General features: G+C 72.7%; 15 protein-coding genes. 7 read left to right on the top strand and 8 right to left on the bottom strand.

Annotation, left to right across the window (positions count from 1 at the left end; genetic code table 11):
• Positions 1-60: 60 nt before the first annotated feature.
• Entirely contained in the window at positions 61-1,560 is a 1,500-nt protein-coding gene (locus ACQPY0_RS27285) for an IMP dehydrogenase (protein WP_432994111.1), read from the top strand.
• A gap of 49 nt (positions 1,561-1,609) precedes the next feature.
• Here ACQPY0_RS27285 and ACQPY0_RS27280 read toward each other — a convergent pair whose 3' ends face one another.
• Positions 1,610-1,759 (bottom strand): hypothetical protein, encoded by a 150-nt coding sequence (locus tag ACQPY0_RS27280; protein WP_432994109.1) that lies wholly within the window; start codon positions 1,757-1,759, stop codon positions 1,610-1,612.
• A 269-nt stretch (positions 1,760-2,028) separates the two neighbouring features.
• Here ACQPY0_RS27280 and ACQPY0_RS27275 point away from each other — a divergent pair, with 269 nt between their 5' ends.
• From ACQPY0_RS27275 to ACQPY0_RS27250, 6 genes are all read left to right on the top strand, one after another.
• Positions 2,029-3,414: an MFS transporter gene (locus ACQPY0_RS27275; RefSeq protein ID WP_432995409.1), complete on the top strand. Its 1,386-nt coding sequence runs from the start codon at positions 2,029-2,031 to the stop codon at positions 3,412-3,414.
• Positions 3,415-3,480: 66 nt separating this feature from the next.
• A complete protein-coding gene (locus tag ACQPY0_RS27270) occupies positions 3,481-3,846 on the top strand; it encodes a hypothetical protein (protein WP_432994107.1) in 366 nt (121 codons plus the stop codon).
• Between the two features lie 3 nt (positions 3,847-3,849).
• Positions 3,850-5,892, top strand: coding sequence for a bifunctional polysaccharide deacetylase/glycosyltransferase family 2 protein (locus ACQPY0_RS27265; protein ID WP_432994105.1), 2,043 nt, complete (start codon positions 3,850-3,852; stop codon positions 5,890-5,892).
• A gap of 8 nt (positions 5,893-5,900) precedes the next feature.
• Positions 5,901-6,488, top strand: a complete 588-nt coding sequence (locus ACQPY0_RS27260) for an RNA polymerase sigma factor (RefSeq protein ID WP_432994103.1) — start codon at positions 5,901-5,903, stop codon at positions 6,486-6,488.
• A complete protein-coding gene (locus ACQPY0_RS27255) occupies positions 6,478-7,089 on the top strand; it encodes a hypothetical protein (protein WP_432994101.1) in 612 nt (203 codons plus the stop codon). Before ACQPY0_RS27260 ends, ACQPY0_RS27255 begins: the two co-directional genes overlap by 11 nt.
• 31 nt (positions 7,090-7,120) lie before the next feature.
• Complete coding sequence (locus ACQPY0_RS27250) at positions 7,121-7,333, top strand: hypothetical protein (protein ID WP_432994099.1); 213 nt, start codon at positions 7,121-7,123, stop codon at positions 7,331-7,333.
• Between the two features lie 73 nt (positions 7,334-7,406).
• Here ACQPY0_RS27250 and ACQPY0_RS27245 read toward each other — a convergent pair whose 3' ends face one another.
• From ACQPY0_RS27245 to ACQPY0_RS27215, 7 genes are read right to left on the bottom strand one after another with little or no spacing between them, the layout of a single operon-like run.
• Positions 7,407-9,179: an ankyrin repeat domain-containing protein gene (locus ACQPY0_RS27245; protein ID WP_432994097.1), complete on the bottom strand. Its 1,773-nt coding sequence runs from the start codon at positions 9,177-9,179 to the stop codon at positions 7,407-7,409.
• Positions 9,176-10,033: a type 1 glutamine amidotransferase domain-containing protein gene (locus ACQPY0_RS27240; RefSeq protein WP_432994095.1), complete on the bottom strand. Its 858-nt coding sequence runs from the start codon at positions 10,031-10,033 to the stop codon at positions 9,176-9,178. The genes ACQPY0_RS27245 and ACQPY0_RS27240 overlap by 4 nt, the downstream gene beginning before the upstream one ends.
• Positions 10,030-10,854 (bottom strand): MBL fold metallo-hydrolase, encoded by an 825-nt coding sequence (locus ACQPY0_RS27235; protein WP_432994093.1) that lies wholly within the window; start codon positions 10,852-10,854, stop codon positions 10,030-10,032. The genes ACQPY0_RS27240 and ACQPY0_RS27235 overlap by 4 nt, the downstream gene beginning before the upstream one ends.
• Positions 10,847-11,620 carry a DJ-1/PfpI family protein gene (locus ACQPY0_RS27230; RefSeq protein WP_432994091.1) on the bottom strand — a complete coding sequence of 258 codons (774 nt, stop codon included), beginning with the start codon at positions 11,618-11,620 and terminating at the stop codon, positions 10,847-10,849. Before ACQPY0_RS27230 ends, ACQPY0_RS27235 begins: the two co-directional genes overlap by 8 nt.
• Positions 11,617-12,054: an ester cyclase gene (locus tag ACQPY0_RS27225; protein WP_432994089.1), complete on the bottom strand. Its 438-nt coding sequence runs from the start codon at positions 12,052-12,054 to the stop codon at positions 11,617-11,619. The genes ACQPY0_RS27230 and ACQPY0_RS27225 overlap by 4 nt, the downstream gene beginning before the upstream one ends.
• A gap of 7 nt (positions 12,055-12,061) precedes the next feature.
• Positions 12,062-12,646 (bottom strand): DJ-1/PfpI family protein, encoded by a 585-nt coding sequence (locus tag ACQPY0_RS27220; RefSeq protein ID WP_432994087.1) that lies wholly within the window; start codon positions 12,644-12,646, stop codon positions 12,062-12,064.
• Positions 12,643-14,787 (bottom strand): AGE family epimerase/isomerase, encoded by a 2,145-nt coding sequence (locus ACQPY0_RS27215; protein WP_432994085.1) that lies wholly within the window; start codon positions 14,785-14,787, stop codon positions 12,643-12,645. Before ACQPY0_RS27215 ends, ACQPY0_RS27220 begins: the two co-directional genes overlap by 4 nt.
• Between the last annotated feature and the right edge of the window lie 13 nt (positions 14,788-14,800).

The raw sequence follows: 14,800 nt of genomic DNA, 5'->3' as shown, positions 1-14,800 counted from the left end.
GTAGCCTATGGCCGCATTCCAGCCAGCCAGCCCGCAGCGGCGGAGTGTTAGGAGCACCGCGTGGCCGTCATCCTCCCCGAGGTTTCCCGCACCCTCAACGAGTACCTGCTCGTGCCGAACCTCACCACCGAGGACTGCACACCGGACATCGTCGACCTGTCCGCCCCGATCGTCCGGCATCCCGTCACGGAGCCGTCCCCGCTACGGATCGCGACCCCGCTCGTCAGCGCGATCATGCAGGCGGTCTCCTCGCCCCGACTCGCGATCGCCCTCGCCCAGACCGGCGGGCTGAGTTTCGCCCACCAGAACCAACCGATCGACGAGCAGGCGGCGATGGTCGGCGCTGTGAAGCGGCACAAGGCCGGCTTCCGCCACTCCGACATCAACACCAAACCCACCGCGACGCTCGGCGAGGTCAGCCGGTTGCTGAAGGCCGCCGAGCGCGACATCGCCGTCGTCACCGATGACGGCACCGCCACCGGTGTCTTCGTCGGGCTGATCTCCACCGGCGACTTCCACCCGCAGCGGCACGACCTCAACGACACTGTCGAGTCCCGCATGCGCCCGGCGAGCACGCTCGTCACCGCGCAGCCCACGATCTCGCTGTCGGACGCGAACACCCTGATCTGGGACCGCCGGCTCGATCTGCTCCCGATCGTCACCGGCGACGGACAGCTCGCCTCGATTGTGCTGCGTCGCGACTACGAGCTGCACAAGCAGTTCCGCAACGAGTCCATCGACACCGACAAGCGGTTCCGGGTCGGTGCTGGGATCAACACCCGCGACTACCGCGACCGCATCCCCGCCCTGATCGACGCCGGAGCGGACGTGCTGTGCATCGACTCCTCCGACGGATTCTCCGCCTGGCAGCACAAAACGTTGCGATACGCGGTCGAGGAGCTCGGCGGGACCATCCCGGTCGGTGCCGGCAATGTCGTGGATGGCCGGGCGTTCCGCTACCTCGCCGACGCGGGCGCCGCGTTCGTCAAGGTCGGCATCGGCGGCGGGTCGATCTGCATCACCCGCGACCAGAAGGGCATCGGCCGCGGCCAGGCCTCAGCCCTCATCGACGTCGTCGCCGAACGCGACCGCTACGCCGCAGAGACCGGCGTCTACGTGCCGATCTGCTGCGACGGCGGCCTGCTCGCCGACTACCACATGGCCATCGCCCTCGCCCTCGGCGCCGACTTCATCATGCTCGGCCGATACTTCGCCCGCTTCGACGAAAGCCCGTCCAACCTCGTCAACCTCGACGGGCAGCTGTTCAAGGAGTACTGGGGCGAGGGCTCCCAGCGCGCCCGCAACGTCGCCCGCTACGACCAGGGCGAAACCGAGCTGCCGTTCGAGGAGGGCGTCGACGGATACGTTCCCTACGCCGGCAGCCTGTACGCCAACGTCGCGCGCACCACGGCGAAACTGCGCGCCACCATGGTCAGCTGTGGCGCCACCACCCTGCCGGACTTCCACCGCGACGCGGTCCTCGTGCAGGTCTCGCAGCAAAGCTACGTCCAGAACGGCGCCGAGGTCCGGCTGCGCAGCGGCTCCAGCGGCGGCCAGTAGCCCCGCACGCGGCGGGGGCGTCGTGGGTGACGGCCCCCTCACGCGGTGCTCAGGATCGCGACTCGCGGACGCGGCGGCGCCAGCGGGTGGCGCCGAAGACCAGGACTCCGCTGGGCATCACGGCGCCGGAGCCGGTCAGGGCCACAGGTGGCAGGTTGCCGTCGGCGGTGCCGGTCACCTGCCAGGCCGCCGGAGCCACTCGAGCCGGAGTTCGAGGCGGCCACCACCTGGACGGTACGGGTGAATGTGGAGGCCAAGAACCTGACGCCGCGCCGCGCCGGCCAGCCCCGCGCGGCCGGTTCCCGCCCGGGAGCCCGTGCCTGCCGCCGCGGCCGCGCCAAAGTCCACTGGCCGAAAGATCCACTGACCGGCCGGGCCGCCATTGCGGGGCGTTTGCCGGGGGTGGTCGCCGGGAAGTGCGATGCGGTGACGAGCGACGATGTGGCGCAGGTGAACCGGTGGCGGGCGATGAGCGTGGCGATGGTGGCCGGGTTCATGACGCTGCTGGACGTGAGCATCGTCAACGTCGCGCTGCCGTCGATCCGCGCCGATCTCCACCTTAGCCCCGGCGAACTGCAGTGGGTCCTGTCCGGATACGCGCTGACGTTCGGGCTCGTGCTCGTGCCCGCCGGACGCTTCGGCGACGCGCGCGGGCGGCGGAACGTCTTCATCGCCGGGCTCGCCGGGTTCACGCTGGCCAGCGCCGCCGCGGGCGTGGCGACCGGGCCGATGTGGCTCGTCACGGCGCGGCTGGTGCAGGGCGCGGCCGCCGGCGTGGTCAACCCGCAGGTGTCGGGCCTGATCCAGCAGCTGTTCCAGCCGGCCGAGCGCGGCCGGCCGTTCGGGGTGCTCGGCGCCGTCATCGGCATCTCCACCGCGGTCGGGCCGCTGCTCGGCGGGCTGCTGATCCAGGTCTTCGGCGCCGAGTCCGGCTGGCGGTGGATCTTCTACATCAACGTGCCGATCGGGCTCGTGGCCGTCCTGCTCGGGGCGCGCTGGATTCCCGGGCGCCGGGCCGGGGCGCGCGAGCGGGAGACGCTTGACGCGACCGGCGTCGCGCTGCTCGGGATCGGCGTGTTCCTGCTGCTCCTGCCGCTGGTGCAGGAGCGCGAGTGGCACGGCAACGGCAAGTGGCTGCTCGCCGCCGCGGCGGTGGTCGTGCTGGCCGGATTCGTGGCGTGGGAGCGGCGCTTCGCCGGCCGGGGCACCTCGCTCGTCGACCTGGGGCTGTTCCGGGTCCGCTCCTACGGCCTGGGCGCGCTGGTCGGACTGTTCTACTTCGGCGGCTTCACCTCGATCTTCTTCACGTACACCCTGCTGCTGCAGAGCGGCCTGCAGTACTCGGCGCTGGAGGCCGGCCTGGCCGTGACCCCGTTCGCGCTGGGCTCGGCGGCCGCGGCGGCCCTGGGCGGGCGGGTCGTGAACCGCTTCGGCCGCCCGCTGGTCGTGACCGGCCTGCTCCTCGTGGTCGCCGGGCTGGTCGGCACGATGCTGGCCCTGCACCTGGTCCCCGGGCGCGGCGCCGGCATCGCCACGGTGCTGCCGCTGCTCGTCGCCGGCATCGGCAGCGGCCTGGTCATCACCCCCAACCAGACTCTCACGCTCGCCGAGGTCCCGGTCCGCCGGGCCGGCAGCGCGGGCGCGGTGCTGCAGGTCGGCCAGCGCATCGGCACGGCGCTGGGCATCGCGGCCGTCGGAGCGGTCTTCTTCAACCAGCTCGCCGGCGACGGCAGCTGGGTCCAGGCCTTCCACTCCTCGCTGCTGGTGACGATCGCCTTCGTCGTGGTCGCCTTGGCCGCGGCCGTCACCGACGTCGCCGCCGGCCGGTCGCAGGAGCAGCGACCGACGCGGTAACGGCGCGAGCGGGGGCGCGGGTGTAACGCAACGGCGCCCTCATTCGCCGTTTGCGGGGTGACACCTGTGTTCTTGGATCGTGGGGGGCGCCGGCGGCGGCTGTTCACCGCGCTCGGCGTCGCCTTCGGGCTGCTGTTCACCGCGGGCGCGGCCCTGCTCATCGCCGGTCTGCTGGGCTCATCGCCGGTGCCGATTCCGGGGCTTCCGGGCAATGGGCAGGGCATACTCGAGCCCGGCGGGTTCGGCGGCGCCGGCGTGGCGCCCGCGCCGCCGATGCCGGACACCCGCACGCACACGCCGCGGACCGAGCGGCCGGTCACCGATGGCCCTACTACGCGTGTTCCGGTGCCGGCGACGGCCACGACGACCGAGAAGCCCGGCAACCGCCCCACCGCCAAGCCCGGCAATCCCAGGCCGAGCCGGACCAGGTAGCGCATGAGCCGTCACAAGGCCCGCCGCGAGCCGCGGGCGCACTGGTTGCTGTTCCTGCTCGGCGTCATCCTCGTGATGACCGAGCTGTGCCTGGACGGGTTCACGAGCCACGTGGCCGCCGAGGCGCCGTCCTCGGCGGGATCGCGCATCGCCGCCGCCGATGACGGGCCCGTGCTGCGCTTCGGGGCGGGCGGGGTGCAGGCAGCCCGGCTGCCGGCGGGGACCCTCGCGCTCACCTTCGACGACGGACCGGACCCGCGCTGGACGCCGCAGCTGCTCGACGTCCTGCGGCAGTACCACGCCCATGCCACGTTCTTCGTCATCGGCTCGCAGGTCAACCGGTATCCGGACCTGGTGCGCCGGATGGTCGACGAAGGCCACGAGGTGGGCGTGCACACCTTCACCCATCCCGACCTCGCCGCGCTTCCGGCGTGGCGCCAGCAGCTCGAGCTCGGCCTCACGGCGAACGCGATCGCGGCGGCAACCGGCCGGCGGCCGGTGCTCATGCGGCCGCCGTACCTGTCGATGCCGGACCGCGTCGATGGCTACCTGGCGGTGCTGGCCGACCGCGACACCCGCGACTGGGAGCGGCCCGGAGCGGACACCATCGTCCGCACCGCCCTCGACGGCCAGGCCGGAGCCGGGGCGGTGGTCATGCTGCACGACGGCGGCGGGGACCGGTCGCAGACGGTCGAGGCGACCCGGCGCATCCTGGCCACCAAGGGCAGCCGGTTCGTCACCGTGTCCGAGGGGCTCGGCCTGCCGCCGGCGCCGGCCGCCGGGGCGGGCATGATTGCCCGGGGCACCGCGCTGCGATGGAGTCAGATCGCCGGGCACCTGCTGGCCAAAGCCATCCAGTGGATCGTGGTCGCCGGCACCGGGCTCGCCCTCGTACGGCTCGCGGTCCAGGTCGTAGCGGCGGCCCGGCACGCCCGCCGGGCGCGACGCCTGCGCGGCCGCCGCCGCTACCTCGGCCGGGTGTCGATCATCGTTCCGGCGTACAACGAGGCGGCGAACATCGTCAACACGATCCGGTCGCTGGCCGCGAGCGACTACCCGGACTGCGAGATCATCGTGGTCGACGACGGCTCGACCGACGACACCCCGGCGATCGTGCACGGGCTGACCCGCAGCCTGCCCAATCTGCACCTGCTGCGGCAGGCCAACGCGGGCAAGCCCGCCGCCCTCAACGCGGGGATCGCCGCCGCCCGCGGGGACCTGCTGGTGCTGGTCGACGGCGACACGGTGTTCGAGCCGGACGCCGTCGGGCAGCTCGTGCAGCCCTTCGCCGACCCGGCCGTCGGCGCGGTCAGCGGCAACACCAAGGTGGCCAACCGGGGTGGGCTGCTCGGCCGCTGGCAGCACCTGGAGTACGTGGTCGGCTTCAACCTCGACCGCCGCCTGTTCGACCTGGGCGAGTGCATGCCGACAATTCCGGGCGCGATCGGCGCGTTCCGGCGCGAGGCGCTGCGCGACGCCGGTGGGGTGCCGGGCGACACGCTGGCCGAGGACACCGACCTGACCATGGCGGTGCTCCGGGCCGGGTGGCGCGCCGTCTACGTGGCGGAGGCGGTCGCCTGGACGGAGGCGCCGGGCACGCTCCGGCAGCTGTGGCGGCAGCGGTACCGCTGGTGCTACGGCACGATGCAGGCGGCCTGGAAGCACCGTGGCGCGGTCCGCGAGCGGGGCGGCGGCGGGCGCCTCGGCCGGCGCGGGCTGCTGTACCTCGCGCTGTTCCAGATGCTGCTGCCGCTGGCCGCGCCGCTGGTCGACGTCTACGCGATCTACGGGGCGCTGTTCCTGCCATGGGCCCAGGTCGCCGCGCTGTGGTGCGGATTCACCGCGCTGCAGGTGGCGACGACCGCATACGCGCTGCGGCTGGACGGCGAGCGGCTGGCCCCGCTGTGGAGCGTGCCACTGCAGCAGGTGGTCTACCGGCAGCTGCTGTACCTGGTGGTCGTGCAGGGAACCGTGGCAGCGCTGGTCGGCGGGCGGCAGCGCTGGCAGCCGATGGCGCGGGCGGGCCTGGCCGCGGCGGCGAGATGACCGCGTCGATGCCCCAGTTACGCGATGAAGACCTCACCGACGCGCTGGCGGCCGCCATCGAGGGCGACCCCCGCGGGTTCGCGGTGCTGTGGCGGGCCCTGCACCCGCCGCTGCTGCGCTACCTGCAGGTCGTGTGCGGTGACTTCGCCGAGGACGTCGCCTCGGAGACGTGGCTGCAGGTCTCCCGTGACCTGTCGGGCTTCCGCGGCGGCGCCGTGGCGTTCCGGGTCTGGCTGTTCCGCATCGCCCGGCACCGCGGCATCGACGAGAACCGGCGGGCCTGGCGCCGCCACGAGGAGGCGTACGAGTCCGTCGACCAGCTGTGCACCGCGCGGGTCGAGCGCGACGTCGCCGCCGACGTCGTCGAACTGGACGACACCGACCGCGCCGTGCGGCTCATCGCCACCCTCCCGCGCGAGCAGGCCGAGGCCGTCATGCTCCGGGTCGTGGCCGGGCTGGACGTCGCCGGAACGGCCCGGGTGCTGGGCAAACGCTCCGGCGCGGTGCGGGTCGCCACCATGCGCGGGCTGCGCCGGCTCGCCGATCACCCTCAGGTGCTCGCGCACCGCGACCAGGACGGCGAAGATGGATCTTGACCTGCCGCGCGACCCGCACGTGGGGGCGTTGCTGCACGCGGCGGCCGCGCCGGGCCGTCCGCAGGAGCTCGCCGGGCAGGACGTGGCCGTCGCCCGGTTCCGGTCGGCCTACCGCCCGGCCCGCCGGCGCCGCCGGCTGCTCGTGGTCGCGGCGGCCGCGCTCGCTGCCGCGTCGGTCGGCGGCACGGCGTTCGCGGCCGGCACCGGGCACCTGCCGCCGACCGTCCGCCACTGGCTGACCGGCGGCGGCGAACCGCCGCCGCCGTCGTCGCCGGTCGCCGCGCCGCGCCCGCCGGACCGTCCGCGGGCGACCGCCGCCACCGCGCCGTCCGCTCCCGGCACCAGCGGCGCCGTCAGTCCCTCGGCGGAGTCGGCGGCCGAGGCGTGCCGGGCCTGGACGGCCTTCCGTACCGACCCGCACGCCCGCCCGATCACCGGCGACGAACGCCGTGCCCTGGCCCGGCTCGCGGGCGCGACCAGCGAGCCGGCGATCGACGAGTACTGCCGCCGGCTGCTCGGCGGCGCCACGCCAGCCGCGACGGCGACCGAGAGCAAGGAGCCGCCGAGGCCTTCCCGCACCCACAGCTCCCGGGCGAAGTAACGGCTCGGCCGCCCGCGCCGCCATTTGCTGTATGCGGCGAAGCATCGTGCTCCCGGCGGACATCCGCACCGCGCTCGGCGGCACCCGCGCGAGCACCCTGATCGTCGAGGCGCGGTTCGCCTTCACGGCGGGGATCACGTTCAACGCCGCGGCCCGGTCCACGCTCGACGCCGCCCAGCGGCGCCATGTCTCCGCGGCCGCTCAGGCCACACGTACCGCCTTCACCGCGCGTGGTCTGCGGTAGGTCACGGAAGCCGTCCGGGCCCGGCCCGTGCCAGCCGGGCCCGGACGGGTCTATCACAGCGTCGACGGCCGGCTCAACGCGCGGTGAGCGCGGCCAGGACGGCCCGGGCGTTGGGTTTCAGGACCGGGTCGGCGAGGGTCGCCGTCGCGCGGCCGAGCGGGGTGACGCCCGTGTGGTCGGGGACGTCGGGGTGGGCGCCGTGGGCCAGGAGCCAGCGGATCTGCTCCAGGTGGCTGTCGACCGTGGCCGGCGGGGCGGTGAGCGCGCGGTGCACGGTGTCGTCGAGCGCCGTCTGGCCGTTGATGGCCGGGCGCTCGTTCAGCGCCGCGGCGAAGGCCAGCGGGGGCATGGTGTCCGCGATCTCACGCAGGCACGCGAAGTGGTTGAGCACCGCGGCGCGGATGACCGCGTCCACCGCCATCGGGTGGCGCTCGGGCAGGTCCGGGTCGGCGCCCCGGGCCAGCAGGTCCTTGACGACTCGGACGCGGGCGGCGGCGGTCGTCTCGTCGGGGTCGGTGCCGGTGACCGCGGCGATGATCGGGGTCTGGCCCAGCGGGCCGCCCTGGCGGTTGAGGTCCAGGCCGGGGGCGTTCAGGGCCGCCGCGATCCGGGACTCGTCACGCGGGTCGGCCAGGGCCGCCACGAGCTCGTCGACCGGCGGGTCGGGCTCGCCGGCGATCGAGGCCAGGAGGCGTTCGCGGTACTCGCCCGCGGGCTCCGGCGCCACCGCCGGCGGCAGCAGGGCCAGGATCGGCTCGTTGTGCCACAGCTCCGCCATGGTGCGGGCCGTGTAGCCGCGCACGTTGCAGGCGATCAGCCGCGGGCCGGGGTCGAATGCGGACAGCAGCCACTCGATGAGGTCCCGGTGTCTCGCCGTGCCGAAGAAGACCGCCTGCAGCAGCACGGTGTGGCCGTTGACGCGGCTGATCGCGTCGATGTGCCCGGGGCGGGCGGCCAGCAGGGCGCGGACCGTGTCGACGTCGCCGTGCTGGGCGGCCCAGAAGACGGGCAGGGCGTCGGCGTCGGCGACCCGCTGGTCCGGGTCGGCCCCGGCGTCCAGGAGCATGCGGACCGCCGCCGCCCGGCCGCGCACGGCGGCCGCCGACAGCAGGGTCCAGCCGGCGAGGTCGCGCAGGTTCGGGTCGCCGCCGCTGTGCAGGTGGCGGGCGAGGGTGTCGAGGTCGCCGGTGCGGGCCGCGGCGAAGACCGGGGCGACGAGCCACTCGATAACGCTCAGCCGCTGGTAGGTCTCGTCCGCGGAGCCGTCGACGGACAGGTCCAGCATGAGATCCTGGGGCGGCGGGGTCATCCGCAGCAGGGCGAGGGCGCGCATCGCGCAGTACACGATCCACAGGTCGCCGCCGAGCGCGTGCTCGAGGAGCAGTTTGCCCACAGTGGACGGGTCCCGCAGCGGGGCGCCGGCCCGCAGCAGAGCGCTGACGGCGATCGCGTTCTCCAGCGGGTCCGGGCCGAAGGTGCCGTCGTCGTGTTCGCGCGAGTGGAAGAACGCCACCGACGAGGGCGCGAACGGCGCCCCGCACTCGTCGGCGACGGCGATCGTCATGAAGTGCTCCTCGCGGGTGACGGCCCGCGCCGCCATGTCCGCCAGGCAGGGCCCGAGCCGCTCGGCGAGCGACGCCCGGTCGTCGATCGCCTTGAGTCGCAGCAGCGCACCGGCGAGCGCCGGCACGGGCCCGCCGACCGGCCAGCTGCCGAGGACCTCGTCCCGAACGGCGTCCGGGTGCGGGGTACGGCCGCCGAGCGCCGCCAGGGCCTTGAGCGCGCTGAGCGAATGGTCGCCGGAGAGCGCCTCCAGCAACGAGGAGCGCCGCGAGTCGGAGATCATCGGACGAACTCGAGGGCGGGCTGCCAGCCGTACACCCGCAGGTCCTCCTTGAGCGCCCGCACCATGACCTCGCCGCACAGGTCGCTCTCGCCGACCGATCGGCTGGTCAGGAACGGGTGGTCGAGCACGACCGACAGCTTGTGGCCGACGTTGCCGTGGAAGCGGCCGTGCGGTCCGACGGCGTCGCGCAGGATGTACTCCAGCGCGAACGGCGGCGCCCCGAAGACCAGCGGCGCACCGTTGGCGGTGACCGCCCAGCCGGCGGTGTAGTCGTACTCCATGGTGTGGCCGGTGACGTGCCGGCCCTCGATGATCGGGCGCCGGTCGTCCAGCTCCCGGGCCAGGGCCAGGCAGGTGACGGCGTAGCACTCGGCGGCGATGAGCTTCTCCTCGGTGTGGAAGCCCAGGATCAGGTCGTGCACGCGCGGGTTGTTCACCATGTCGACGATCGGGCCGCTGCCGCCGACGAGGAGCAGGGCGTCGTACCTCGCCACGATCGCGTCCCAGGCGGCCTGCCGCTTGTCGTAGTACTCCTCCATCGCCGCGATGTAGTTGCCGGCGCTGAGGTACGGGCGCACGGGCATCAGGTCGGCGAGGCTCTGACGGTCCTTGAAGTACGTCTCCCAGTCCGTGGTCCGGGCCCGCTCCCCCATCTCCGGCGAGGTGACCGGCCGGCCCAGCGGCGGGTCCACGTAGGAGCTGTCGAGGCTGCCGGCGTCGGGCAGCGGCTGAGCGCCGGTCGGGGTGGCGAAGTGGACGGTGACCCCGGCCGACTCCAGGCGGTCGACGGGCAGCAGCAGCTCCTGGGCCCAGAAGCCGTGCTCCGAGACGACGCACAGCACGTGCTTACTCACGGACGGACCTCCACTGTGGATGCTTCGAACAGGCGGGGGATGAAGATGTCCAGCAGCTGCGGGCAGCGCCGCTGCGGATACGCGGCCAGCAGCGCCTCCCGGAACCCGGCCGGGTCGTCGTGGGCGAGGCGCTGCTCGGCGAAGGCGAGGTAGTCGGCGTTGCGCAGCACCTCGGCGGCGTCGGCGACCGGGCCGTGACCGGCCAGGAACACGTCGGAGCCGGAGGTGGCCAGCACGCGCAGGACCCCGATGGTGTTGGCGGCGGCGCGGGTGACGTACACGTGCGTGCCGCTGTAGACGAGGTCCTGCGCGACCGTGACGCCGTGCCCGGGCAGGCTGATCACCAGCTGCGCGTCGCATTCGGCGTGCGACACGACGTCGAGGCGGTAGTCGACGCCGTCGATGGTGTCGAAGCCGGGCTCGGCGACGTGCTCGGGCAGCACCATCCGTTCGGGGACGAACGGGCCGTACCGCGCGGCCCGCTCGGCCCGCTCGGCCTCCCCGGTGCGGCGCAGCGCCTCGATGGTGGCCGCGGCGGCGTGCACGGGCACGTCGGCGAAGGCGGTGCTGAGCCCGAACCAGTGGTCGACGTGGGCGTGGCTGAGGTACACCTTCCGGATCGGCTTGCCGAGGCCGTCGACGAAGCGGCGGAAGGCGGTCGCGTACGGCGCGACGAACTGCCCGTCGATGACGACGAGCGCGCCGCCGGTCTCCAGCACGTGCGTGGAGTTGGCGAGGAACTCGTCCGGGGCCGTGAACGTGTGCACGGTCAGCCCGTCACGGGTGAACGACGACGTGGAATGCGAAGGAAGATCAGGCATGAGCATTCACCGGCTGCCGGTCGAGGACCTCGACGAGCTTCGCGCCGAACGCCTGCGCCGACTCGACCGACAGGCCGGTGACGAACGGCGGGTCGTAGACGACGCTGGGGTGCTGGCGGGAGGTGGTCGGGTCCGAGGCCACCGAGCCGGCCGGGCCGACCGCGTCCTGCACCATGTACTGCAGCGGGAACACGAACCCGCTGGTCTTCAGGCGCAGGCGCGGGTTGTCGTCGGTGGCCCGCACGACGTCGTACTCCAGGTCCTCGGTGAAGTCCCAGGCGTGCGGGTGCGCGGTGACGTGCCGGCCGTGGATGACGCTGCGCATGCCGTCGTCCGGGTCGCGGGTGAAGGCGAGCGCGGCGACGGCGTAGCACAGGGCGCCGATCGTCTTGCCGGACTTGTAGGCGGCAAGGACGAGCCGGTGCACGAGGCCGTTGCCGGCGACGTCGAGCGCGGAGCCGGCCCCGCCGACGATGACGAGCGCGTCGTAGTCGGCCATGTCGGCGTCGGCGGTGCGGATCGGGTGCGCCCACTCGCCGGTGTCGAGGATCTGGTTGACCCGCGCGAGCAGCTCCGGCGGGTTCATCTTCACCTTCTGCATCGGGTCGACGAACTGCGGGTCCATGCTGATGACGCCGGGCAGCGGGGTCTTGCCGAGGTAGGTGGCGAGGGTCAGGTCGTGCCCGGCCTCCCGCAGCGCGTCCCACGGCCCCTGCAGCTCCTCCGCCCACACGCCGTAGTTCGACGCGATGACGAGGACTCTCACTGTTCCTCCTGCGGTTGGTCGGTGCCCTGCAGCTGGCGGATCGCGGTGCCCCAGTCCTCGAGGTGATGCAGGACCGAGAGCCGCCCGTCGTCGCCGACCTCGTGGACGTCGATGGTCATGATGCTGAACGAGCGTCCGGTGTGCGGCACCATGAAGTCGCCGGCCGGGGTGCCCGACAGCTCGCTGCGCACGGCGATGTAGATGCCGTCCACGCTGAGGTACAGGATCTCGACGTTGATGTCGGGCACGAGATCGAACAGGCCCTCGATGTACGGCCGGGTCGCGGCCTTGGTGCGGTAGCGCCCGTTGGTGTAGTAGGAGCGCCAGTCGTCGGCGAGGACGGCGAACCCGGCGTCCCAGTTGCGGCGTTTGGCGCGGAACAGGTCGTAGAACGGCTCGATCAGCCGCTCGGCGGCGTCGCGCTGCACGGTCACCCCCCGCTCAGACCGGCGCCGGGACGGCGGCGGCGACCCGGTCGATGACGGCGCGGGCGAAGTGGCCGGCCTGCGCGCCGGTCCGCCCGGTGACCAGGTCGCCGTCGACGACGACGTCCCGGTCGACGTAGCGCGCGCCCATGTTGAGCGCGTCGCCGTACAGGTTCGGGTGGCAGGTCACCTCGCGGCCGCGGATCAGCTCCGGGGTCCGCGACAGCAGCCACAGCCCGTGGCAGATGACGCCCTTGACGATCCGCGGCTCGGCGAAGGCCCGCTGCAGCAACCGGGTCGCGGGCGGCAGCTGCGCCAGGTCCTCGCTGTAGCGCAGCCGGTCGGAGACGAAGGCGCTGGGGACGATGACGGCGGAGTACGAGCGCAGCTGCTCGTCGTCGAGGTCCTCGAAGGACCGTTCGCACACGAACGGGGCCTTGTACTCGTGGCCGGTGAACGTGAGCTGTCGCTGGCCCCACAGCCGGGTCAGGAAGTGCACCTCGGCGCCCTCCTCCGGGAAGCGGTAGGAGTAGTACCAGATCTCGTGCTCGTAGAAGTCGCTCTCGATGAGGATCGCGATGCGGTGCCCGGCGAGCTTCACCGGACCAGCTCCTGGTTCAGCTCGCTGTCGCGCAGCTCCCGCTCGACCTGGCCGCCCGCGCCGGTGATGCGCAGCTCGAAGTCGCGCTGCTGCTTGAGCATCGCGAGGTAGCGGGTCGCCTCCGCGTCGAGGTACACCAGCGCGGCCGCGTCGAGCTCGACCCGCCGGCAGCCGTGCTCCAGCGCCCCCTCGACCGCCTCGCGCAGCGTCTGCATCCGGTGCGGGGTGAGGGATCCGGCGAGGCTGATCCTCGCGCTGCCGTCGCCGATGCGCAGCGTGTCCGCGCTGAACGCGACCGCCTTCGCCGCCAGCCGCACCCGGACTGTCTGCGGCTCGGTGCTGTGCGGCAGGTTCACGCTCAGCGCGTCCGCGTCGAAGTCGGCGTGCTCGTGGCCGTCGACCCAGACCTGCAGGATGCGCACCGACCTGGGTGGCAGCAGGTCCGGTGCGACCCGCAGCGTGCCGCCGAACGCGCCCGGGCGCGGCGCGAAGTACAGCTCCAGGGGCTGCTCCTCGGTTTCGAGGTTCTGGTAGACGGCGGAGAGGTAGCACAGCTCGGCGCTGTGGTACATGGCCATCGAGTGCGAGCCCTTGCTGCGCTCGCCGCCGAGCATGAACGGGTTGCCGTCGGCGAGCACGTTGAAGTACACGCCGCCGGCCGTGGTGTCGAGCATCCAGCCGTTGTAGAAGGCCGCGCTCTCCCGGGCATACTTGGCGTAGAGCGGGTGCGCGAAGACCGCGTCGAGGATCTGGTAGGCGAGGATGCCCTGCTCCTGCTGCCACCAGGCCTTGCGGTCGTGCCAGACGAGCCGGTGGAAGCGCTCGCCGCCGCGGGTGTGCCGCTCGACCATGTCGTACCAGCCGCCGCGCTGGCGGTCCATGCCCACGCCGGGCATGACGTCGGCGATGCGCCGGGCGAAGGCGACCCAGCCGGCGTTGGGGCGCAGGTTGTTGACCCGGGTCAGGTTCCAGGCGATCTTCAGGTTGTGCCCGACGATGGCGCGGTCGAGCTGCTGGCCGTACTCGCGGTCCGGGCTCCAGTCCCCGTGGAACTTCTCCTGCACGAACGGGCTGCTGTCGTAGTCCTGGAAGTGCGCGGTGATGATGTCGCACAGCTCGGCGAGCTCGTCGGCGTAGCGCTGCTCGCCGGTGGCGAGGTAGAGGTTGATGAGGTACGCCGGGATGTGGTCGCCGATCGAGTTCCAGTTCTTGCGGTCGCGGTTGGTGCGCGTGCCGTCGTCGAGGGCCGGGCTGTGCGGGTCGAACGTGACCGGGTCGATGTGGGAGTAGTAGCCGCGGCGCTCGTCGTCCTTGAAGTAGTGGTGGAACAGGTTCACCGTCAGGTCGATGATCTCGCGCAGCCGCGGGTCGCCCGTGATGCGGTACACCTGCGTGATGCCGGCGAGCGCGTAGATCTGCTCGTAGCACGGGATCGCGTCGAAGTCGTCGCCGAACTCGGAGGCGAAGACCTTCCGCTCGGTGCCGTCGGGGCTGAGGATCAGCGCGTGGTACCAGTACGCGATCTGCTGCGAGCGGTCGATGCTGCACAGGTGGTCGATCATGTAGTGCGCGCCGTCGGTCGCGGCCCGCAGGTAGCGCTCGCGCCCGGTCATCAGGTAGGCGGTCGCGAGGCCGTACACCAGCCGGGAGATCGTGTCGGTCTCCTGCCGCGCCGCGCCCGCCTTCGTGCCCTCCATCGACAGGTCGGTGCGGTAGCCGCGGTAGTCGAACGTGGTCGCGCCCGGCCCGAACTCGTCGTCGAGGTAGAAGTCGGCGATGCGGGCGATCTGGTCGACCCACCAGCCCGGTGACTCGAACCGGAACTCGTCGGCCTCCTTGCCGAACATGAGGATGTGCTTGGCCTCGAACGCGGTCTCGCCGAGCTCGGTGTCGCCGGGGTAGAAGATGCCGTGCACGTGGACGAGCCGGCCGTGCTGCAGCATCCGGGTCAGCTGGCCGGTCGCGTCGAGGTAGCCGTCGCCGAGGTTGCGCACGAGCTCGGCGGTGGTGGTGTCGGTGAGCCGGATCCGGAACGGGCGGCCGTCGGAGGTGTTGAGCTCGATGGTGCGGCTGCCCTCGTCGTAGCTGATGACGTAGCCGGCGATCAGATCCGAGAAGGTGAAGTCGATGGCGTTCGGCACGGGTCGCTCCCTT

Source organism: Dactylosporangium sp. CA-233914 (assembly GCF_050942935.1).
In the GTDB taxonomy this organism is placed as follows: Bacteria; Actinomycetota; Actinomycetes; order Mycobacteriales; family Micromonosporaceae; genus Dactylosporangium.
The sequence above is the reverse complement of the archived record's forward strand: the minus strand, read 5'-3'. Positions and strand labels throughout refer to the sequence as shown.